Origin of the sequence: Megasphaera sp. MJR8396C, from assembly GCF_001546855.1 — a bacterium.
Classification (GTDB): Bacteria; Bacillota; Negativicutes; order Veillonellales; family Megasphaeraceae; genus Megasphaera.
In genome coordinates this window covers 40,456-61,675 of the sequence record NZ_KQ958202.1, presented here as the reverse complement: position 1 = coordinate 61,675, position 21,220 = coordinate 40,456, and the positions used below count along the sequence as shown (strand labels likewise).

At 53.1% G+C, this 21,220-nt stretch carries 18 protein-coding genes; 2 read left to right on the top strand and 16 right to left on the bottom strand.

What is annotated here, in order from left to right; all coding sequences use genetic code 11:
• Window positions 1-675: 675 nt before the first annotated feature.
• From HMPREF3201_RS08390 to hslO, 11 genes are all read right to left on the bottom strand, one after another.
• Window positions 676-1,680: a ferredoxin gene (locus tag HMPREF3201_RS08390; RefSeq protein WP_062412623.1), complete on the bottom strand. Its 1,005-nt coding sequence runs from the start codon at window positions 1,678-1,680 to the stop codon at window positions 676-678.
• Window positions 1,681-1,692: 12 nt separating this feature from the next.
• Complete coding sequence (locus tag HMPREF3201_RS08385) at window positions 1,693-2,502, bottom strand: hypothetical protein (RefSeq protein ID WP_062412622.1); 810 nt, start codon at window positions 2,500-2,502, stop codon at window positions 1,693-1,695.
• A 32-nt stretch (window positions 2,503-2,534) separates the two neighbouring features.
• Window positions 2,535-4,001 carry a GmrSD restriction endonuclease domain-containing protein gene (locus HMPREF3201_RS08380; protein ID WP_062412621.1) on the bottom strand — a complete coding sequence of 489 codons (1,467 nt, stop codon included), beginning with the start codon at window positions 3,999-4,001 and terminating at the stop codon, window positions 2,535-2,537.
• A 507-nt stretch (window positions 4,002-4,508) separates the two neighbouring features.
• Window positions 4,509-5,525 (bottom strand): glycosyltransferase family 2 protein, encoded by a 1,017-nt coding sequence (locus HMPREF3201_RS08375; RefSeq protein WP_227163191.1) that lies wholly within the window; start codon window positions 5,523-5,525, stop codon window positions 4,509-4,511.
• Window positions 5,526-5,640: 115 nt separating this feature from the next.
• Window positions 5,641-6,741, bottom strand: a complete 1,101-nt coding sequence (gene glf / locus HMPREF3201_RS08370; RefSeq protein WP_062412620.1) for a UDP-galactopyranose mutase — start codon at window positions 6,739-6,741, stop codon at window positions 5,641-5,643.
• Between the two features lie 266 nt (window positions 6,742-7,007).
• Window positions 7,008-7,253: a hypothetical protein gene (locus tag HMPREF3201_RS08365; protein WP_062412619.1), complete on the bottom strand. Its 246-nt coding sequence runs from the start codon at window positions 7,251-7,253 to the stop codon at window positions 7,008-7,010.
• Between the two features lie 122 nt (window positions 7,254-7,375).
• Window positions 7,376-8,656: an amidohydrolase gene (locus HMPREF3201_RS08360; RefSeq protein WP_062412618.1), complete on the bottom strand. Its 1,281-nt coding sequence runs from the start codon at window positions 8,654-8,656 to the stop codon at window positions 7,376-7,378.
• Between the two features lie 16 nt (window positions 8,657-8,672).
• Entirely contained in the window at window positions 8,673-9,914 is a 1,242-nt protein-coding gene (locus tag HMPREF3201_RS08355) for an adenosylhomocysteinase (RefSeq protein WP_062412617.1), read from the bottom strand.
• Window positions 9,915-9,934: 20 nt separating this feature from the next.
• The gene (gene mtnA / locus HMPREF3201_RS08350; RefSeq protein ID WP_062412616.1) at window positions 9,935-10,990 is read right to left on the bottom strand and encodes an S-methyl-5-thioribose-1-phosphate isomerase; all 1,056 of its coding nucleotides are present in this window, start codon (window positions 10,988-10,990) and stop codon (window positions 9,935-9,937) included.
• Window positions 10,990-11,787, bottom strand: a complete 798-nt coding sequence (gene mtnP / locus HMPREF3201_RS08345) for an S-methyl-5'-thioadenosine phosphorylase (protein ID WP_062412615.1) — start codon at window positions 11,785-11,787, stop codon at window positions 10,990-10,992. Before mtnP ends, mtnA begins: the two co-directional genes overlap by 1 nt.
• A 29-nt stretch (window positions 11,788-11,816) precedes the next feature.
• Window positions 11,817-12,707, bottom strand: a complete 891-nt coding sequence (hslO, locus tag HMPREF3201_RS08340) for an Hsp33 family molecular chaperone HslO (protein ID WP_062412614.1) — start codon at window positions 12,705-12,707, stop codon at window positions 11,817-11,819.
• 223 nt (window positions 12,708-12,930) lie between these two features.
• On the opposite strand from hslO, the gene HMPREF3201_RS08335 reads away from it, so the two are divergent.
• Both HMPREF3201_RS08335 and HMPREF3201_RS08330 read left to right on the top strand, forming a co-directional pair.
• Window positions 12,931-13,377, top strand: coding sequence for a DUF6173 family protein (locus HMPREF3201_RS08335; protein ID WP_062412613.1), 447 nt, complete (start codon window positions 12,931-12,933; stop codon window positions 13,375-13,377).
• Between the two features lie 27 nt (window positions 13,378-13,404).
• Complete coding sequence (locus HMPREF3201_RS08330) at window positions 13,405-14,010, top strand: hypothetical protein (protein ID WP_062412612.1); 606 nt, start codon at window positions 13,405-13,407, stop codon at window positions 14,008-14,010.
• Between the two features lie 63 nt (window positions 14,011-14,073).
• On the opposite strand, the gene HMPREF3201_RS08325 is transcribed toward HMPREF3201_RS08330, so the two are convergent.
• From HMPREF3201_RS08325 to HMPREF3201_RS08305, 5 genes are all read right to left on the bottom strand, one after another.
• The gene (locus HMPREF3201_RS08325) at window positions 14,074-14,808 is read right to left on the bottom strand and encodes a flavodoxin (RefSeq protein WP_062412611.1); all 735 of its coding nucleotides are present in this window, start codon (window positions 14,806-14,808) and stop codon (window positions 14,074-14,076) included.
• Window positions 14,809-14,953: 145 nt separating this feature from the next.
• The gene (locus HMPREF3201_RS08320; RefSeq protein WP_062412610.1) at window positions 14,954-17,995 is read right to left on the bottom strand and encodes an efflux RND transporter permease subunit; all 3,042 of its coding nucleotides are present in this window, start codon (window positions 17,993-17,995) and stop codon (window positions 14,954-14,956) included.
• Window positions 17,992-19,083 carry an efflux RND transporter periplasmic adaptor subunit gene (locus HMPREF3201_RS08315; RefSeq protein WP_062412609.1) on the bottom strand — a complete coding sequence of 364 codons (1,092 nt, stop codon included), beginning with the start codon at window positions 19,081-19,083 and terminating at the stop codon, window positions 17,992-17,994. Before HMPREF3201_RS08315 ends, HMPREF3201_RS08320 begins: the two co-directional genes overlap by 4 nt.
• The gene (locus HMPREF3201_RS08310) at window positions 19,080-19,541 is read right to left on the bottom strand and encodes a MarR family winged helix-turn-helix transcriptional regulator (RefSeq protein WP_072272069.1); all 462 of its coding nucleotides are present in this window, start codon (window positions 19,539-19,541) and stop codon (window positions 19,080-19,082) included. Before HMPREF3201_RS08310 ends, HMPREF3201_RS08315 begins: the two co-directional genes overlap by 4 nt.
• 119 nt (window positions 19,542-19,660) lie before the next feature.
• On the bottom strand, window positions 19,661-21,214 hold the full coding sequence (locus tag HMPREF3201_RS08305; protein ID WP_062412636.1) for a putative polysaccharide biosynthesis protein: 1,554 nt from the start codon (window positions 21,212-21,214) through the stop codon (window positions 19,661-19,663).
• Window positions 21,215-21,220: the final 6 nt, after the last annotated feature.

The window sequence follows — 21,220 nt, the reverse complement described above, 5'->3', positions numbered from 1 at the left end:
CGTCCCCTTACGGGGATTAAGGTTCTAAACTCGGAACTTTTTGCTATCGAGGGAAAGACTACCCTGTTTCCGTCCCCTTACGGGGATTAAGGTTCTAAACAGCAACGAAGTTCGGTTTGACATGGTTGAACAAGTATTAATTGTTTCCGTCCCCTTACGGGGATTAAGGTTCTAAACAGCACCCCTTACAAATGGCTTCGTTACGCCATTGAAAAGGACATTTGCGGGGCGGATTTTATGTTTCGGCTGTTTTCTGCTTTTTCGCTGAAAGTTTCTTTCAAAAATCCCCATCAGCCGCAGTTTCATCCCATCGGGGGCAGAATGGTATAAAATCCGTAAATCTATTTATATTATACCATATGTTTGAAATTCTTTGGCGGATATCATAGTACTTTCCGACAACGCCGCTATGAAATACCTTTTTTAAGCGCTCTCCAAAAGGGGGGTTTATGGACATGAGCTTCGATTGCTTGAGATCTGGAAATCCCAAAATATCCCCTCTCCAATCCCTTACCAAGACAGGTTCTCCCCAGACCGTCAACCTTCAAACGATTCTCTACCGTTAAATCGGAACCCGCCTTACCGCTTTCGATAAAAAATAGAGTAGTAACTTTTATAAGCTACTACTCTATTTTTAGATCTGCCCCATCGGGCTTACGCTGTTAGGCGTCTCTTTTAGCCGAGAGCTTCTTCTAATACCTTGCATTTAGCCTCAATCGTCTTTTCAATGTTGCTTCTATAATCGTCGATAAGCCAGCCAAGGATTTCTTCATAATATTCATCGATATCGCTGTTATAGATCGTATTCAGGATATCCTGTTTAAAGTCTTTCCCCATACCTTTATCGTATTTATAGCAATACTTCGTTACCGTCCGAGTCGTGCCTTTGAAGATTCGGCCCGGTTCGTCGAAGTCCATATCATCGGTATCGACGCAATCTTTATACCAAGATTCACTGGAATAGGAGTCACTTCTCATTTCTCTTTCTACCTTGGCGCCCCATTTAATAGGATTATAGTCTTTAAAATTATCGATATACTGCGTCGGGAATACGGCCCAGGTGCAAAAATCGTCCGGTAAGGGACTGCCATTCAAGGAATTGACGACGGAGTCAACCGTTTCCTGCAAAATAGCCTCGAATTTTTTATTCCACTTGGTATACACCCCTTGTTCCGAAGCATCGAAGAAGGGCGCAATTTTATCGGTCCCATACTGGCTGAGCACTTCCATGGCATACTGTTCAATGCGGGCATAGTTTCTCCGTTTAAAATCTTTCCATCCGGCATCACGGGCGTCCGAGCTGCTTTTATATTTATAATTATGAGTCCCGTCTAAGTAATTATAGTCGATGTCGAAGGGATATTTTTCCCGATCAAAATCATAGTCCGAACGCTGTATATTGGGGATTTTGATACTCGACAGCTTGGCTTTCAATTGTGCGATAATCTGCTGCTTTTCCGCAGTGCTCAAGGCCTTGGCCTGAATATCACTGAGCTGAATGGCCTGTTCCGGACAGAGATCGACCATTTCTTGAGCCGCTGCGATCACCTCTTGGGCTTCGATCTTTCCGTTATTTTTTACGCGAGCCTTACCGTCCGAACCTTCTGCGATATACTCCGAAAAGGCAAGACAAGTCCCGCATCCCGTACATTTTGCAGCATCGATTTTTAAACTTTTCATGAAAATCATCTCCTAACCAATTTTTTTAATCGCGTCGGCGTATTCCTTCCCCATTTGGATGGTAGCCATGATTTCTTGCGTCAGCGCCCCGTTATCGGTAACCACCGGCGCATCGACAATTTTTTTCAAGGCATCGACTAAGTTCATACAGGTCATCAGCACATCGCGATCGGCCTGGCTGTAATTTCTCGGATCACTGCCCCTTGCTTCAATCAAGTCCTGAGAATGCTGAATGCTTTTCGCCAGTAGCAGATTCAGGCGAGCAATGACCTCGGAAATTACCGAGCATTGATCGACCATGATATCGATCCCTTTGGCGATATTTTCGGCCTGCGCATAGACAACGCGCGCTGCCCGTAATTGTTTAAATGACTCCGACTGGGCCTGCTTCGAGTCATCTAACATCGACCGACCCAGCCCGCCTTTTAGCAGCGACATGAGAACCTCCGAATCGGTAAATTCTCGCTTGGGAACGATGACCATCTGATGCAAATAGGCAATGTCTTCTTGTTTCAAAGGAACCAATGCTAATAAATCTTCTCGTTTCTCGGCTTGGAAATCGATTTCAATGATCTTTTGATACAGATCTACAAACCGGCGAAAATTGGAAATAGTGCCTCGTTTTCGTTGAATGATTCGTCCTAAGGCAGACTCGAATTCCTGAGACTTCTGTTTCACTAACAGTCGGGCATCGGTTTCTCGTTGAAAGGCCTTCTTCATGCGTTTTCTTGAATCTTCATCCATATTGCACGCCTTATTCAAGTCAGAAAGGTCAGAAAGAAATTTCCCGGCTGCTACGCCTGCGACTATCAAGGGCCACATTTCCGCCACCTCCTATGTATAGTATATCTATTCTAAAGGACAAAGGGCTTTCTATCCTTCGAATCAAAAAATTGATTAAATTCTTCTCGATCTTTAAAGTAACATTCCTCACCGAAGTACGATAAGATTTGGTTCAACCCGCCAGTAATATTATCGACATCGTTTTCTAAGGCCGAATCCATCATTCGTTCAAAGCCCAAATAGAAGGCTTCATATTGACGACCTTTTTCGGCTTCATACATCGCATCGAGCCGTTTTCCCTGGGCCGCTAAGGCTGCTTCCATGGCAGCACTCACGCGGTTAAAGGCTGCCGTACGCCGATCTTCGAGCTTCCGAGCGGCTTTAGCATTATAATAGGGAGCCAACACGACATCTTCTACAAAACCGACGACGGCCATCGCCGCCATGGCCCCTACAGCGGCCCCCAACACCGCCATGGGGCCCGCAAAAAGAGTACCGGCTGCGAGACCCGTGAAAACGGCCTCTCCCACTGCCATACCAGTAGTGGAAGCTGCCAATGTCGCGGCATTTTTATGTAATTCTACCACACAGTCTTCTAACGTAATCTCGCCGGAACAATAGCGGCTCAGGGCACTGCCGGCTACGGCAACGGCAGACAGGATCTCAGCTGGGGCATTCATTTTTCCCAGTACTTTGATCAAGTTATTCGTCGAACTACGCATGATTTGCGTTGCCGTAGCAATCCCGCCGGAGCGCAAATAACCATTGATGGCGGCTTTGCCCGTAGCTTTTGCCGCGTCGCAAAAGGCTTCGCCGGCCTCTTTGTCTCCCGACAAGACCTGGCCTATATTGTTGATCGACGACATGACCCCTACCATCGTTCCGGCTGACATACCGGCCTCTAGGCCGACGTCATTAAAGGTCTTGGCCACATTTTGCACGGTCGTTACTCCGATATTAATGTCTGCCTTTATCTCGGCCTTTGTCCCTTCCCAGCGCAAGTTGTCTTTCATTTTTTTAGAAACAGGAAGGCCCTTCTTTTTTAAAAAATCCGAATCTTCAGCAAATTCGGCATTCGTCTTGGCTCGTTTGGCATTATTGACCCGTCGGCTGGTAAGAAGAAGATTATCCTCATCATTGGCAATGTTCTTTGCGTCCTCCGGCGCAATAAAGGGACTATTTTTAAGTTTTTCGTGCATTAATTTTAAAGGAACAAGATGGTCAATTTCGCCCATATGAGCGTCATAGTCCTTTCCGTACTTCAGTTTGGCATCTTTCATTTTCAGTTCCAATTTTTTATTGGTATAAGGATCCCTTACGACGCCTTTTCCCTTCTCAACGGCCTTTTGTTTAGCCCTATATTTAGCCGGGCCATCATCATAGTTGCCTCGATCGTACTCCTGTGGTTTATAATACTGATCCTCAATCCCATCGGCAGCGGCTTTGGCAGCCTCTCCTGCGGCAAAGGTAGTCACAATATCACGCTGTTTCTCGTCATTCTCATCTACCGGAATATGACTCTTATCTTTTTCTTCCATGCTAATCACCTCTGTCCCCTCAACATACAGTATCTGCAAATTATACAAATAACTAATGAGTAATAATCATATTATTTGTATTTATTCTACAATAATTTCAATTTCTTCACAAGAAAAATAAAAATCCATCCGTAACACGACAACCGAAGTCTTCCCCGTTCAGCCGAAGAGCTAGAGTTCCCTTGCTTGTGATAGGGCCTCGATGATAACCGGTTCTGCCACGCTTTATCCCGTTTTCAACCGCTCCTCCTTTTGCCCTTCGATTCACTACCTTGATACCTATTATACAGGATGGCCACGACAGAATCTGTCATGATTCACAAAATTATGTTGTCCTTATCTAAATTTCTTTTCCCTTATTCAACAAGCCATGCTCCCTTTCCCCGCTGCAAAAAAAGACCTGCCTCTCTCAAAGGCAAGTCTCTTTCTGTTCCGTCCCAATGTAGGGACAGCCATATGATATTGTTCATTCATCGTTTTAACAGGCCGTATCGAGAGGTCTAAAGACTACTTTCTGTATTTGCAGACTTCCTTAACCTTATCTTGATTCATGATCCGATCACCATTGACGTCCTGCACTAAATAAAGGGGCCTGAATTTGCTTTCATTGAAGACCCGTCCTAAATATTCGCCAATGATTCCCAGGAAGGAGAGTTGGACGCCGCCGATGAAGAGGATGGCGCAAATGAGGGACGGGTATCCCGGCACATCGTCGCCGTAAACCAGGGTCCGAACGATGATGAACAACATGAAGAGAATAGCAATAAAAGCCAGGAAGACCCCGACGTAAGCCGCAGCCCGCAAGGGCGCAATGGTGAAGCTGGTAATGCCTTCAATGGCCAAGTTGAGGAGTTTCCAATAGTTCCACTTGGTCTTGCCGGCAGCTCGGGCATCGCGGTCAAAGAGGATTTCTTTCTTTTCAAATCCGATCCAACTGAAAAGGCCTTTGTTGTATCGCTGGGATTCGCGCATCATCCGCAGGGCATTCAAGCACTGGCGGTCGAGGAGGCGAAAATCACCGACGTCGCGCTGCATGGGCGCGTTAGACAGCTTCTGCAAGATGGTATAAAAGGCATGGGACGACCACTTCTTGAAAAAAGTTTCCCCGGCCCGGCTGCGCCGTTTGGCACTGACGTCCTGATAGCCCTGTTCCCACCAGCTTATCATCTCGGGAATGAGTTCCGGCGGATCCTGCAAATCGGCATCCATGATGATGGCCGCATCACCAGTCAAATAATCGATGCCGGCTGTCATGGCGATTTCCTTGCCAAAATTACGGGACAAATTGACGTAGGACACGCGACGATCTTTCTCCCGCAACTCGTGCATAATCGAAAGAGTCCCATCTCGGCTTCCGTCATTGACAAACATAAACTGAAAATCATAGGATGGAATCCCATCGATGACAGCACTCGTGCGACGGTAAAACTCGCGCAGCACGGCTTCTTCATTGTAACAAGGTACTAAGATCGAAATCAGTTGCTTTCCCTGTCGTCTCTCGACGTTCGCTATTTCCTCAGCCACGTATATAGCGTCCTTTCCTGAACGAAACCTTCGCTTCGCCAACATTCCGGTAAAAAACGAGTCCTATCGATTGCATAGAACTCGCTTTTCCCTTAATAAAAATCTATAACACGAATCAGCGTCCCAAGACCTTATCGGCCATCTTCAAGGCACTTTCGACGGTGTCATCCATATCGTAATACTTGTACTCTGCCAGACGGCCGCCAAAGATGACGTGCTGTTCTTTTTCGGCAAGAGCGGCATACTTTGCATAGAGGGCCTGATTGGGTGCATCATTGATGGGATAGTAGGCTTCCTGGCCGGGTTCCCAGTCAGCCGGATATTCTTTAGTCACATAGGTTACGGGCTGAGTCCCGAATTCAAAGTGCTTGTGTTCCAGAATGCGCGTATACGGCGTTTCGGCATCGGTATAATTCATGACGGCCACGCCTTGGTGATTTTCTTCTTCCAGGCGCTCTGTTTCAAAGCGAAGGCCGCGGTATTCCAACCGGCCGAGCTGATAGCCGAAGTATTCGTCGATCGGTCCCGTATAGACGATGTTTTTAGCAAGGCCTTCATAGTCGCTGCGAGAGGCATTATAATCGACGCCGGTACGAACTTCGATGCCTTCCAATAAACCCTTGATGAGGACATTATAGCCGCCGATGGGAATCCCCTGATAGCGGTCATTAAAATAGTTGTTGTCAAAGGTATAGCGCACGGGCAATCGTTTGATGATAAAGGACGGAATTTCCGTGCAGGGCCGGCCCCACTGCTTTTCTGTGTAGCCTTTGATCAATTTCGTATAAATGTCCGTCCCGATGAGGGAAATAGCCTGTTCTTCGAGATTCTTAGGATCCGTAATCCCCGCTTCTTCCCGCTGTTGGGCAATCTTGGCCGCCGCTTCTTTCGGCGTCGTAACGCCCCACATCTTGGTGAAGGTATTCATGTTAAACGGAAGGTTATACAATTCACCCTTATAATTGGCAATCGGCGAATTGACATAGTGATTGAACTCGGCAAACTGATTGACATAGTCCCACACGACCTTGTTCGACGTATGGAAGATGTGAGCGCCGTACTTGTGGATGTGAATCCCGTCTTTCTCCTCACAGTACACATTACCGCCGACACAGTCGCGCCGTTCTAAAACGAGGCAGGACTTCCCGGCATTCGTCATCTCCCGGGCAAAGACCGCTCCAAACAAACCGCTGCCAACAATCAGATAATCATACATAAGGCAAACCTCCTGTAACATACCGTATAATAATTTCATTTTATTATACCATATGGCCCCTTATCGAACCAGTCACCCTCTAGGGCAGCGCTTTTTCTTATGCGCAAAACCCTTCCCTATCGTCAAAGTTCAATGTTGACATCCAGACACACACATGAAAAGTACTCCCCTTCAAGCAGTCTGAGATTTTAGTGTTTCTCAATCTGCTTAAAGAGGAGTACCTCAAAGGTTCGTATAGATTTTCTTTACCAACGTGTCATTGCCTTTTAGTGTTCGTTTACACTAGCACGGCTTTCTTCTCGAGCCGCGTGTTCGGCGGCCATGCGGCGGAGGCGTTTATTGCGCCGGACTTCGACCTTCCGCGACTTTTCCTTGACGTTGGCGACGACGGACCGGGCCAACCAGCCCATAAGGCAGCCGGTCAAGAGAATCTTAATGGCCAGCAAATCCCAATGTGTCGACAAGAGCAGAGCCAAGACGACGAAGGCAGCCGTGACGAGCGTTTTATTCATAAATCGATGCATCTCCCTGTAAACGTACATAAAAAGCCTTAAAGTGAATTTAATTATACACGCTTTTCGGGAATAAAACAAGCAGTACTCAAGAAGGCGCACCGAGACCGAGTGAATAAAGGTTAAATTTGGGCAAAGAGTTTTTCCTTGGTCCGTTCGGCTTCAGCCTTGATCTTTTCGATGTCGAGTTTGGTAAACTCTTTGTGCCGCAAGAGGACTTCACCGTTTACCAGGACGGTGTCGACGTCCATGCTGTTGGCGCTGTAAGCCATGAGGCTGAGAGAATCGTGTTTCGGATACCAATGGAGGCCGCTGCGGTCGACTAAGGTGATGTCGGCTTTATAGCCGGCTTCAAGCTTGCCAATATCGGTGTAGCCCAGGCACTTGGCACCGCCTTCGGTCAGCATGTTGATGGCCGTTTCAGCCGGGATGACCGTCGGATCGAGGGTGTTGGCCTTGTGGACCAGGGCTGCCAAATGCATTTCTTCGACGATGTCGAGGTTGTTGTTGCTCGAGGCACCGTCTGTGCCGAGACCGACGGTGATGCCCTTTTTCAGCATCTTGGCGATGGGCGCAAAGCCACTGGCCAGTTTCAGGTTGCTGCCAGGGTTGTGGGCGACGCGGACGTGTTTTTGGAGCATGATGTCGAGGTCGTCGTCATCGACCCAGACGCAGTGCGCAGCCAGGCAGCCTACGTCAAAGATGCCCAGGTCGTTGAACCAGGCGATAGGCGACTTGCCGTACTGCTTCTTGATGTTTTCCACTTCGCCCTTCGTTTCCGACAGGTGAGTGTGGATTTCAGCCCCTAATTCATGGGCCAAATCGACGACGCGGGAGAGATACTCCGGCGTATTGGTGTACGGCGCATGGGGTCCGAGCATGACCGTAATGCGGCCGTCCCCTTTTTTATGCCAGTCTAAAAAGAGCTGTTTATTTTCTTTAAGAGCCGTTTCGGCACTGGGCGTAATCCCCGTCATGCCCCGGCTCAGGCAGGCCCGGATACCCGAGGCATCGACGGCGCGGGCTACGTCATCCATGAAGAAGTACATATCGGCAAAGGACGTCGTGCCGCAGCGGATCATTTCGGCAATGCCGAGCATGGTCTGGGCATAGACGACGTCGCCGTCGAGTTTGTCTTCAGCCGGCCAGATTTTCTTCTGGAGCCAGTCCATGAGCTGCATGTCGTCGGCATAGCTGCGGAAGACGGTCATGGCGATGTGGTTGTGGGTATTGACGAAGCCCGGCAGGGCCAACATCTGCTGGCCGTCGATGACTTCATCGTAGTCGGAAAGAACAGGATTTTCGGGAAAGCCCGTGATCTTCGTGCCGTCGATGGCGATATTTTGATGTTCCGTGACGTCGTGGTCCCGGTAGAGGGCGACGTCCTGAATCAGTTTTTTCATCGGTATCCCTCTCCTCTTAGTCGAGATTCAAGTATTTGCGCTGTTCTTCGCTGAGGGTGTCGATAGCGTAGCCCATGGAAGCCAGTTTGATCTTGGCGATGTCGTCGTCGATTTCATGAGGCAGGACGTAGACGTGGTTTTCAAGTTCCGTATGATGATCGAGAATGTATTTGGCAGCCAGGGCCTGAACGGCAAAGGACAGGTCCATGATTTCAGCCGGATGGCCGTCGCCGGCAGCCAGGTTGACCAGGCGGCCTTCGGCCAAGAGGTTGATGACGTGGCCGTTGGGGAGTTCATAGCCTTCGATATTGTGACGGGCTTCAAAATGGCGGACGGAGAGCGCTTCCAGTTCGGGACGGTTGATTTCGACATCGAAGTGACCGGCATTGGCCAAGACGACACCGTCTTTCATGTTCTTCATGTGTTCGCCGCGGATGACGTCTTTGTCGCCGGTCAAGGTGACGAAGATATCGCCGACTTTGGCAGCTTCGGCCATGGGCATGACTTCAAAACCGTCAAAGACGGCTTCGATGGCTTTAATCGGGTCGACTTCGGTGACGATGACGTGAGCACCGAGGCCTTTGGCACGCATAGCGCAGCCTTTACCGCACCAACCGTAACCGGCGACGACGACTTTCTTGCCGACGACGGTCAGGTTGGTCGTGCGCATGATGCCGTCCCATGTCGACTGGCCCGTGCCGTAGCGGTTATCGAAGAGATATTTGCAGTACGAATCGTTGGCTGCAATCATGGGTAATTTCAACTGGCCGGCTTTGTCGAGGCCGTGGAGGCGATTGACACCGGTCGTCGTTTCTTCCGTGCCACCGAGGAGGTTTTCCATAGCGTCGGTCCGCGTCGTGTGCAGGAGGTGGACCTGGTCGCCGCCGTCATCGATGATGATGTCCGGATGGTGGTCGAGGGATTTATTGAGGAAGTCGAAGTATTCTTCGTCGGTCGCACCGTACCAAGCATAGACCGTAAGGCCGTCTTCGACGAGAGCGGCTGCGACGTCATCCTGGGTCGACAAGGGGTTGCTGCCGGTAACGATGACTTTGGCGCCGGCCCGGTGAAGGACTTCGGCCAAATATGCCGTCTTGGCTTCGAGATGGACGCTGACGCAGATGGTCTTGCCTTTAAAGGTCTGTTCGGCTTTCAATTTGTCGCCAATGGCATTGAGGGCCGGCATGTGACGGTCGACCCAGTTGATTTTTTCATGGCCGCTCTTAGCTAATGTGATGTCGCGAATAATTGATTCCATACAGTTCATACCTCTTTCTTCTATAATAAATGCTTGTCAAAAAATGCTGTTACGGCCACCGTGTCGGGGTGGCTGATGATGCCCTTTTCGGTAATGATGGCCCGGATGTTTTCATGGGGCGTCACATCGAAGGCCGGGTTGTAGACCGGCGTATCGGAAAGGGCCGTGGCAGCGCCTCTAAAGGAGCGGACTTCGTCGTGATTCCGCTCTTCAATAGGAATCTGACTGCCGTCGGCAAGGGACCGGTCAAAGGTCGATAAAGGCGCTGCAATGTACAGGGGAATGCCCAAGGCCCTGGCCATCAGGGACAGGCCGTAGGTCCCGATTTTGTTGGCCGTATCGCCGTTGGCGGCAATGCGGTCGGCACCGACGATGATGGCGTCAACGCCCTTTTCCTTCATCGTCCAGGCGGCCATGTTATCGGTAATGAGGGTAACCGGCACGCCGCCGGTCATGAGCTCAAAGGCCGTAAGACGCGCTCCCTGCAGGAGGGGCCGCGTTTCGTCGGCATAGACCATGGTGACCTTTTTCCGGCGGTGAAGCTCAGTGATGACGCCGAGGGCCGTACCGACGCCGGCCGTCGCCAAGGCGCCGGCATTGCAGTGCGTGAGCAGGGTCAGGGGGCGGTCCCCCTTGCCGACTTCATCGGCACCGCAGCGGGCCATGGCCGTGTTGATGGCCACGTCGTCGGCATGGATGGCTTTGGCCTTTTCTTCTAAGGCGTCGACGATGGCCGACGGGCTTTCATTACCGTATTCCTTAGCGCAATCCATCATCTGTTCCAAAGCCCAGTGGAGGTTGACCGCCGTCGGGCGGGCGCCGTCAAGATTCGTGCAGATCTCCTGCACGGCCGTCAAAAAGGGCTTACCACCGGCCCCGTCAAGGATGGAGCGGGCGCCTAAGACGACGCCATAAGCCGCGGCGACGCCGATGGCCGGGGCACCGCGGACGGCCAGGACAGAAATAGCCTTATGGACATCCTGCCAGGTCGTGCAGGCAAGGTAGTTCTCGGTAAAGGGCAGGACCGTCTGGTCGAGGAGATAGAGGGTCCCTTTTTCCCAGCGCAAAGTTTCCATTATACCGTAAACCCTCCGTAAGCCTGGAGCGTGTGATGGCAGGCGCAGTCTTCATCGACGGGATAATTTTCGATGCTCTTTAAGATGAGCTGGCGCAGGCGCAGGGAGCTCTTGGCCATGGCGTCGACGACTTCTTCATGGGTCAAGGGCTTATCGGAAATGCCGGCGGCAAAGTTGGTGACCATGGACACCGTGGCATAGCAGATTTCCGCTTCCCGGGCCAGGCAGACTTCGGGCACGTTGGTCATGCCGACGATATCGCCGCCGAGTTTTTGGAACATCCGGATTTCAGCCGGCGTTTCAAAGCGCGGCCCTTCCGTGCAGACATAGGTTCCCTTATCGTGAAGCCGGCAGTCGCCGAGTTCGGCAGCGGCTTGAATGACGTTACGGCGCAGGGTCGGGCAGTAGGGCTCGGTCATATCGACGTGGACGACACCGTTAGTTCCGCCGTCGAAAAAGGACGTGTGGCGGCTTTTTGTAAAGTCGATGAACTGGTCGGGCAGGACGAAGTCACCGGGTTTGTATTCCGGATTCATGGATCCTACCGCCGTCGTCGCCAAGATGGCCGTGACGCCCAGGCGTTTCAGTCCCAGGATGTTGGCCCGGTAGTTGATGAGGTGCGGCGGAATGGAGTGCATCCGGCCGTGACGGGCTAAAAAGATGAGGTCCCGATCGTTATAGGTCCCCTTCCAATAGCGAATGGATCCGTAATAGGTATCCAGGTACCCTTCACGGACATTGGACAAAATCTTCGGGTCACAGACGCCGGTACCGCCGATAATGGCAATAAGTCCCATGATAAAACCTCCCTTTTAAGAAATGACGATCAATGCTGGTCTGCCCCGGCCTTTTCGTATAAGGCCGCTAATTCGTCGCGGGACAGGGTATATTTCGCGCCGCAGTAATGGCAGGTCATTTCGACCTGGGGATCCTTCAAAAGGGATTCTTTATCTTCCGGGCGCAGGGATAACAAGGCGCTTTCAAAACGCTGGCGCGAGCAGGTGCAGCGCCAGTAGAGGTGCTGACGGTACAATTCTTTGTAGTGCATGCCGCCGAGGATGATGTCGATCAGGCCTTCTCCCTTGGGATGGTCTTTCAAGTACGTCGTCAGGGCGCCGACCTGGGTGATGTTGGCTTCGACGCGGGCCAGATCTTCATCTTTGGCACCGGGCAAGGCCTGGACCAAGAAGCCGCCGGCAGCGGCAATGGTATAGTCCCGGTCGACGAGGACGCCTAAGTTGATCGTCGACGGTACCTGTTCCGACGTATAGAGATAATAGGCAATGTCTTCGGCGATTTCACCGGACACCAGGTCAGCCTGGCTGGTATAGGTCGTCGTCTTCGGCGTAAAGCGGGTTACGGTCAGCTGTCCGTTGCGGCCGACGGCAGCCGAGACGTCGAGTTTGCCGTTGGGCTTCAAGGGCAGGTCGATAGTCGGATTATCGACGTAGCCGCGAAGTTTGTTGGTATCGAAGCAGTCGGCATGGACGGCACCTAAGGGACCGTCGCCGGCAATCTTAATAGATACGCCTTCGTGGTTCTTATAGTCTCCGGCCAGAAGGGCCGCGCCGGTCATGGTCCGACCGAGGGCGGCGCAGGCCACGGGCGATAAGTTGTGGCTTTGACGGGCTTTTTCCACGATGCCTGCCGTAAAGGCGATGGACACGCGGATAGCCTCATCTGATGTATAGTGAATAATTTGATTGTCTCTGATCATAATTGATTCTATCCTTTCTCTACAAATCCAATCCTTATTATACAACATCTGTCCACCCCTAGCCAGTCCCGCCCCCAAAGCGAGTGTGACGGCAGTCTCCTGCTCCTTGCTTTTTACTCAATCATTCTATTCAAAATAGATAAAATTAGTCATCATTTTCAGCAGGAATTTGCCCCCTTCATCTCGAATAGTATTAGGAAGCAGTCAAGAAGGAGTGATATCCATGAATAGCGAAAAGAAAACGGTCCTCGTACCGGGAGAATTGTATACCGATGAAGTGAAAGACATGGCCCTTTGCCAGAACGCCCCGACGCCGGAAACGGACGACCCGGAAGCCCCTTATTTGGCATCGGATATGTATCAGCGCATCGTCGCCCTGATCAACAACTTCGAATCGGAGCTTCCCGATACGATGCAGGCCGGCGGCCGCCTGGTCTCAGCCGGCGACATTACCTTCAGCATTCAGGATATCGGCTACTGGGACCCGAATATGATCGTCTTTTACGGAGAACTCTCGGATGGCTCGGCCGTCGAACTGGTCCAGCACCTGTCCCAGCTCAATCTGCTCTTGGTTGCTGTCCCCCGACAGGATGACATCCAAAAACCCCGCCGGGTCATCGGCTTTACCCAAAAAGCCGAACCCGACATCATACACGATGCTGAAGATTAAGTATTATTACGAAAGGATATGCCTTTAATGAAACATGAACTCCCTTACTTCTATATTGGTTCGGCTTACGGCGGCAATCAGGATTGGCTGACCGACCGCATGATGAATCTCGGCGGCTGCGCTGCCGTGACGGCCTGCGATTCTTCCATTTACTTTACGCGCTATAAAGACGCCCAAGGCCTCTATCCCTACGAGACCGAAGACGTGGCTAAAAAGGACTACATCGCCTTTACCAACGTCATGAAGCCCTATCTGCGTCCGCGTTGGGGCGGCATCGACCGCCTCGATATGTATATCGACGGCATGGGCCAGTTTCTTTCTGACCGCGGCGATGACGACATCACCATGGATCCCTGGTCTGGCGACAAGACAGCCGATGAAACGAAAGACGTCATCAAGGCCCAGATTGACGCCGGCTGGCCCATCCCCCACCTGGTGCTGCATCACAACAACCCGAACTTCAAATTCTACGACTGGCATTGGTTCTTACTGACGGGCTACACCGAATTCGACGGCGACTTCATGGTCAAAGCCGTCACCTACGGTTCCTGGCGCTGGCTCGACTTCGACGGCCTGTGGAATACGGGGCACCGCAAAAAAGGCGGCCTCATCCTCTACAACCGTCGTTCCTAAGAATCGTTCCATTTAGAAAAAAATCTCCAGCTGCATCGCAAAGCGGTGTATCTGGAGATTTTTTTATTTCATGAAATTCGCCGTTCGAAGCCACTGGCGAACGGCATCGGACGTTTCATCCATCTCATCATGACGGAGGACGAAGCCTTCATAGACGTTGGCATCGGGCTCGAGCTCGGCAATGTCTTCGACAGTATCGACAAAGTCGCTGTCACCGGACGACGCGACGGCATAGAGGGCCTTGCCGGAGAAATCGTTTTCCGTCAGGAAGGCCGTGACCGGTGCCGGCAGGGCATCCCACCAAATGGGATAGACCAGAACGACCGTATCATAGCCGCTCATATCGCCGACGTGGCTTTTCAGCTCCCGCTTTTCATTGCGGGGCGCGGCCTTTTCATCGCGGATCATGGCGTCGTAATCGGCGGAGTACGGCTTTTCCGCCAAGATGGAAAAGACGTCGCCACCGGTCTCCCTGGCGATTTCATTGGCAATCATGGCATCGTTTCCGATGATTTGCCCATCTTTTACATTAAGGCTGGCCGAGGCCATGACGTCATATTCCTTGGAATGAATGGCCTGGGCATCGGTGTTGTCAGGATAAGTAAAATAAGTGATCAGAACGCGGCGGGGATTTCCCTGGCCGTTACGAACGACCTCCGTCGAGACGGGCTTCTTTTCGTTCTGAGCCAAAGTTTCGCGGTGGGTATCGTTATCAGTCCGTGCCGGGCCTCTGGCACAGGCCGACAGAAGGAGCGTTACTATAAGGGTCCCCACGAGGACGGAAGCACGTTTTATCATAGAGGAATCTCCTCTCATCTAATATCGTATCTATACTTTATATTATACGATAGGAAGTTTCCCTTGTAAAACAACAGACTGTGCCATTCACGATTCTCCTGTGCCAAAAAGGCCTGCATCAAGGCGATGCAGACCTAAAGAGAAATTATGATTTTTTGACTTTGAACCAGGCGGCGTACATCGTCGGCAGGACCAAGAGGGTCAAGACCGTTGCCACCAAGAGGCCGCTGGCAATGGCTACGGCCATGGGACCCCAGAAGACGCTGGTCATCAAAGGCACCATGCCCAATATGGCCGCCGCTGCCGTCAGCATGATGGGCCGGAAGCGCAGGACCGCCGAATCGATGACGGCGTGCCACGGGTCTTCGCCGGCAGCCATATGTTTCTGTATCTGATCGAGGAGGATGATCGAGTTGCGGATGATGATGCCGCCTAAGGCCAGGATGCCGAGGTAGGCGACAAAGCCCAGGGACTCTCTAAAGAGGAGCATTCCCAGGGAGACGCCGATGAGTCCCATGGGCGCCGTAATCAGGGTCAGGGCCATGAGGGACAAGCTCCGCAGCTGGAACATGAGCAAGGTCATGATGAGGATGACCATGACCGGCACGGGGCCCATGAGGTACTTCAGGGATTTTTGGCTGTTTTCCAGGGAGCCGCCGACTTCGACGGTGTAGCCAAAGGGCATATTTTCACGGATGTCGGCGATGGCATCGTAGGCCTTCTGAGTCGCATCGTCAGCCGTTCCCGACTTGATGCCGCCGTTTATGGTGACGGTCGGTTTTAAATCACGGCGCCAGATGAGGCCGTCTTCGCCCTGGTAGGAAATGCGGGCGATCTGTTCCAAAGGCACGTAGCCGGCTTGACCGACGTAGACCGGCAGGCTCTTGATGGCCGACAGATCTTTTCGGTCTTTATCGTCGAGGCGAAGCTGAATATCGACGGTCTTATCGGGTGCATAGTACTGCGCCACCGTCGCCCCGGACAGTTCCGTATACAAGGTCTGGGCAATGTCCTGACCAGAAATGCCCATGGCCCGCAGTTTATCCTGATCGAGCTCGACGTGCATGGTCTTATCCTTCTGATCCCAGTTGAGGAAGACATTTTCCGTATTGGGGTCTTTGGCGATGCGGGCGGCGATCTCTTGGGCATAGGCTTTGACCTTGTCCTTGTCGTAGCCCGACACGCGCAGCATGATGGGATAGTCCGACGGAGGCCCTAAGGAAATATGCTTAATATTGCTGCGGACGTTGGGGAACTTATCGGAAAGTTCCGTCTTCAAGGAAGCCGCCAATTCTTCCCGCGATTCCGTATCCTTAGCGACGACGACGAACTGGGCGTAATTATCTGCCGGAAGAACGGGGTCGACGGTCAGGACGAAGCGCGGCGCCCCTTGTCCGACATGGTAAGAGTAATTCTTTAGTTTATCCTGTTGGCCGTCGAGGTACTGCGCCAGGCGGGACGCTTCTTTCTGGGTCGCCTCCATGGACGAGCCTTCGGGCAGGGTCATTTCAACGATGAGTTCCGGCCGCAGTGACGGCGGGAAAAATTCCTTGGGAATGAAATACGTCAGGCCGGCGGAAAGGACGAAGGCCGCAGCCGTCCCGCCGATGACGATGACGCGGTGGGTCAGGCACCAGGTCAGGACCTTTCGGAAAAAGACGTAGAAGCGGCTGGTGTACAGCTTTTCTTCTTCCCCACGCTCTTTCTTTTTAGGCTTGATGAGGTAATAGCCAAAGAGCGGCGCTACCATGACCGATACGATCCACGACAAGACCAGGGCCGCCGTGATGACCGGAAACAGAGCCTTACAAAATTCAGCCGCCGCCCCGTCGGAAAAGGCGACGGGAATGAAGCCGGCACAGGTGATGAGGGTCCCGGTCAGCATCGGTTTGGCCGTAGCCCGAAAGGCGTAGCAGGCCGCATCGATACGATTTAGCCCCTTCTCAAGCTGGACGGTCATCATTTCGACGGCGATGATGGCATCGTCGACGAGGAGTCCCAAGGCGATGATGAGGGCTCCTAAGGAGACCTTATGAAGGTCGATGCCGGCGATTTCCATGACGCAGAAGACGCCGGTCAGGACCAAAGGAATGCAGAAGGCGACGACCAGTCCCGTCCGCAGCCCCAAGGTGATGAAACTGACGACGAGGACGATGGCGATGGCTTCCCACAACGTTTCTGTAAAGTCACTGATGGACTCTTTGACGATCTGCGGCTGGTCCGAGACCTGGTTCATTTCCATCCCGGCCGGAAGGTCGGCTTTGACGCTGTCCTGAAGTTTCTTCAGGTTTTCGCCGAGCTTCAGATTGTTGCCGCCGCTCTTCATGGACAGGGCGATGCCGACGGCGGGCTTGCCGTTATAGAACATCTTAGGATCAGCCGGTTCGCTGTAACGCCGTTCTACGGTGGCGATGTCGCCGAGGCGGAAGACGCGGCCGTTGGCGCTGATGGGCAGGTTGCGGATGCCTTCGACGTCCTTAAAGACGCCGGACAGGCGCAGGTAGACGTTATCTGACTCGGTACTTATCATCCCGGCCGGCGTCATCTCATTCTGGCCTTTGACGGCGTTGGCGATGACCGTCGGCGGAATGCCCAACTCAGCCAATTTGGCATTGGCCACTTCGATATAGATTTTTTCCGACTGTTCGCCGACCAATTCGACTTTGCTGACGTCGTCGACGTTCATCATCATGCGGCGTATCTTTTCGGCTTTTTGCCGCAGTTCTTCATAGGAATACCCGTCGCCGGTCAAGGCGTAGATAGAGCCGAAGACGTCGTCGAAGCGGTCGTCATAGTACGGGCCGTAGACGCCGTCCGGCAGGTCTCGTTTCACGTCTTCCGTCAAGTTTCGGACTTCATGCCACGTGTCGCGGATGGAACTCTGGGGCGCCTTATCGTCCAAGTTGACGTAAATGACCGACTGGCCCGGCCGAGAATAACTCTTGAGGTAATCGAGGTGCGGCGTATCTTGGAGTTTCTTTTCGATCTTGTCGGTCACCTGTTCTTCCATCTGTTCTGCTGTCGCTCCCGGCCAGGCCACGGAAACGACCATGGTCCGCACGGTATACGTCGGGTCTTCCATCCGGCCCAGCTTGATATAGGAAAAGACGCCGGCAATGGCCACGAGGATGATGAAATACCAGACTAAGACCCGGTTATGGAGGGATACTTCCGATAAGTTTCTCATGAATCGGCCCCCTCGATGCGGACTTTTTCACCGGCCCGCAGTTTATGGACGCCGGCCGTGACGACCCGGTCGCCCTTATGAAGTCCCGTGACCTTGACCGTGTTGTCGCCAAAGGTTTCGACGGATACATTTTGCAGGGACAAGGTCTTATCCTTGCCGACGACCCAGACCTGGGGCGTGCTGCCGGTCTGATAGATGGCCGAGAGCGGCAGGATGACCGTATCGGCGGCGGCCTGTTCTTCGCCGGCATTGGCCACTGAGGCCGTCATGCCCAGCTGCACGCCTTGGGGCGGATTCTGCAATGTGATATTGACTTCATAGGTCCGCGATACGGCATCGGCCATAGGGGCCACTTCGCGGACGACGCCAGAAACGGTCTGGTTCTGAAGGGCCCAGAAGGAGACGGTCACGGCTTTTCCGACGGGAAAGTCGGCCAATTTATTTTCCGGTACGTTGATGGTGACTTCTAAGTCCCCGTCATGGACCAAGGTGACGACGGGCTGACCGGCCGGGACGACCTGGCCTACTTCGGCACTGACCGCCGAGATGACGCCGTCAGCGTCAGCCGTCAGCTGCGTATAGGACAGTTGATTATCCTGAGCCTGTTGGCCGGCCTGGGCCTGATTGTACTGAGCCGCAGCCCGGTCATAGGCCGTCTGGAACTGGTCGAGGTCGGCAGCACTGACGGCATCGGCGCTATAGAGTTCCTTATAGCGCTTTAAATTGGCCGCCGCCAGCTGGAGCTGAGCCGCTGCGGCATCGACCTGGGCCTGGGATTGGTGGACGGCCTGCACGATGTCTTTCGGGTCGACGGTCATCAAGACGTCACCGGCCTTGACCCGCGTTCCGAGCTGGACGTTTCGCGTCGTAATCCGCCCGCCGGCCTGGAAGGAGAGCTTACTCTCATAGCGCCCCTTCACCGTTCCCGAATAAGTACCGGCCGTACTGTCCGTCGCCTTCCCCACTTCCATCGTCTTTACCAATTGATCCGGTTCAGCCGCCGTCTGATCATTGCCGCAACCGGCGACACTCATAGCGGCCGCCATGGCCGCTGCGACGACGATGTACTTCATATACCGCCCTTTCATCGTTTCATCTCCCCCTCATTCTTCACATCACTCATACTCACGTTGGAAGCCCGCTCGGCAACGGCGTGCATCATGGCAAACATCTCGTCGCGCTTAGCTTCTTCAAAGCCCTCTACGAGATAGGTGATCCATGTCTCTAACAGGCCTTCCAACTCCCCTTGGATGCCTCTGGCCTTAGGTGTCAGGTAGATAAATTTAAAGCGCCGATCTCCGTCCTTTTGGCGACGGCAGACGTAGCCCTTTTCTTCCAAGGTCTTCAGGCTGCGAGCGACGAGGGCCTTATCGGCCTTCATTTCTTTACAGAGCTCACTTTGGCTGCAGCCGTCGAGGTCATAGAGGTTCATGAGGGCCACGTATTCCGAATAGGACAGGTTCCAAGGCTGACAGGCTTCGGTAATGTAGGCCTGGGACCGCATGTTGATAATGCCAAAATCGTGGCCGGCATGCAAATAATTCACAGTGAGTCCTCCTTTATTAGTTGATTAAATCAACCGTTTAGTTACAGTATAGCAAAGAGATGTGCCAAAAGCAAGAAAAAAAGAGGATGCCCGATAAGGCAATCCCCTTTTAGCGTTCATTATTTTCCTAATTTTTCAGCAATTGAGGCTAATTTAGGCCCGATGACGGGCAGTTTTTCTAAATCCGTCACGGCAATGGCCCGAAAGGCAAAGATACCGATGAGATAGACCGTGACTGCGGCACTCATGGCGATGATCGTCGCCAAGGTATTGCCCAGTAAGTTGAGCAGGCTGTGATGGAGGATCCAGGCCGTACCGGCCATGGCAGCTCCGGACAGGAACAGGCGGCCGACATAGCCCCACTGGACGCCGTAGCCGACGAAGCGGCGGGCAAAATAGAGGTTCAAAGCCGTCGCCACGGCTAAATCGGCGTTGGTCGCCCACGCTGCCCCGACTTCACCGAGCCAGGGAATGGCCGTCAAATGCCAGCTCAAGAAAATCTTGACGACGGCAGCGGCAGCCATGTTGTACAAAGGCACGGCCGTCCGCCCCATGCCCTGCAAAAGGCCGCTGGTAATCTGCTGGAGGCCGACGAGAAAGACCGAAATGGACAGGACGCAGATGGCAGGCCCTGCCGCCGGCGTAGCGTATAAGAGACGCGAAATAGGCACGGCCAAGACGGCCAGGCCCAAGCAGGCCGGCACGGTAATGAGGTTGGCAATACGCATGGCCGTATGGGTCCGGGACAAGACGACGTCCCGCTTCCCCTGGGAAAAGGCTGCTGAAACGGCGGGCACTAAGCTCGTCGCCAGGGAAATCGTCAAGATCGCCGGCAGTTGGACCAGGCCGTTGGCCATGCCCGTCAGGTAGCCATAGAGGGCCGTCGCCTGATGGGTGGTGTACCCGGCTGCTTCCAGCCGCAAAGGCACGATAAAGAGGTCGATACTGGCTACAGCCGGCAGGAGCATATTGGCGGCAGCTACGGGAACGGCTAAGACGACGAGGCGGCGGATGATGTGCCGCGACGATTGGATGACGAAGACACCGTCGTCATCAGGAAGCGGCGTCCGTTGGTGACGGTAGTATAAGAAGGCGATGAGGATGAGCCCGGCTGCCGCCCCGGGAACGGCCCCGAAAGACGCACCGGCAGCAGCCCATTCCAGGCCTTTCGGCAGGAAAATCCAGGCCAATACGAGCATCGTGCAGACCCGAACAAATTGGTCGGCCATCTGGGACAAGGCCGTCGGCGTCATGAGCTGCAGACCTTGGAAGTAACCGCGGAAGCAGCAGACGATGACCGATAAGCTCAAGGCCGGCGCCAACACGGCCAAGGCCGGCAAAGCCCGACCGTCGCGGACGATGCCGAACTCAATCATGGCCTGGGCCCCAAAAGGCAGGGCCAGGCCGCAGAGGACGGCGACGACGGTCATAAAGGCCAGGGTCACGTGAAAGATGCGGCGGACGCCGCTGTAATGGCCCCGGGCCGCCTGTTCAGCAATCATGATCGATACGGCAATGGGAATGCCGGCGCCGATGATGCTGAGTAAAAGGATATAGACCGGATAGGCCATCTGATAGAGGCCGATCCCCTCGCCGCCTAAGAGGCGCGATAAGAAGATTCGGTTCAGGCCGCCTAAGATCTTGACGACGATGCCGGCCACGGTGAGGACCATGGCACC

Bases quoted from the DNA above. Each gene is read 5' to 3' on its own strand.
- HMPREF3201_RS08390 (WP_062412623.1), bottom strand. From the start codon at position 1,680: ATGAAAAGTTTAAAAATCGATGCTGCAAAATGTACGGGATGCGGGACT.
- HMPREF3201_RS08385 (WP_062412622.1), bottom strand. From the start codon at position 2,502: ATGTGGCCCTTGATAGTCGCAGGCGTAGCAGCCGGGAAATTTCTTTCT.
- HMPREF3201_RS08380 (WP_062412621.1), bottom strand. From the start codon at position 4,001: ATGGAAGAAAAAGATAAGAGTCATATTCCGGTAGATGAGAATGACGAG.
- glf (WP_062412620.1), bottom strand. From the start codon at position 6,741: ATGTATGATTATCTGATTGTTGGCAGCGGTTTGTTTGGAGCGGTCTTT.
- HMPREF3201_RS08365 (WP_062412619.1), bottom strand. From the start codon at position 7,253: ATGAATAAAACGCTCGTCACGGCTGCCTTCGTCGTCTTGGCTCTGCTC.
- HMPREF3201_RS08360 (WP_062412618.1), bottom strand. From the start codon at position 8,656: ATGAAAAAACTGATTCAGGACGTCGCCCTCTACCGGGACCACGACGTC.
- HMPREF3201_RS08355 (WP_062412617.1), bottom strand. From the start codon at position 9,914: ATGGAATCAATTATTCGCGACATCACATTAGCTAAGAGCGGCCATGAA.
- mtnA (WP_062412616.1), bottom strand. From the start codon at position 10,990: ATGGAAACTTTGCGCTGGGAAAAAGGGACCCTCTATCTCCTCGACCAG.
- mtnP (WP_062412615.1), bottom strand. From the start codon at position 11,787: ATGGGACTTATTGCCATTATCGGCGGTACCGGCGTCTGTGACCCGAAG.
- hslO (WP_062412614.1), bottom strand. From the start codon at position 12,707: ATGATCAGAGACAATCAAATTATTCACTATACATCAGATGAGGCTATC.
- HMPREF3201_RS08335 (WP_062412613.1), top strand. From the start codon at position 12,931: ATGAATAGCGAAAAGAAAACGGTCCTCGTACCGGGAGAATTGTATACC.
- HMPREF3201_RS08330 (WP_062412612.1), top strand. From the start codon at position 13,405: ATGAAACATGAACTCCCTTACTTCTATATTGGTTCGGCTTACGGCGGC.
- HMPREF3201_RS08325 (WP_062412611.1), bottom strand. From the start codon at position 14,808: ATGATAAAACGTGCTTCCGTCCTCGTGGGGACCCTTATAGTAACGCTC.
- HMPREF3201_RS08320 (WP_062412610.1), bottom strand. From the start codon at position 17,995: ATGAGAAACTTATCGGAAGTATCCCTCCATAACCGGGTCTTAGTCTGG.
- HMPREF3201_RS08315 (WP_062412609.1), bottom strand. From the start codon at position 19,083: ATGAAAGGGCGGTATATGAAGTACATCGTCGTCGCAGCGGCCATGGCG.
- HMPREF3201_RS08305 (WP_062412636.1), bottom strand. From the start codon at position 21,214: ATGGTCCTCACCGTGGCCGGCATCGTCGTCAAGATCTTAGGCGGCCTG.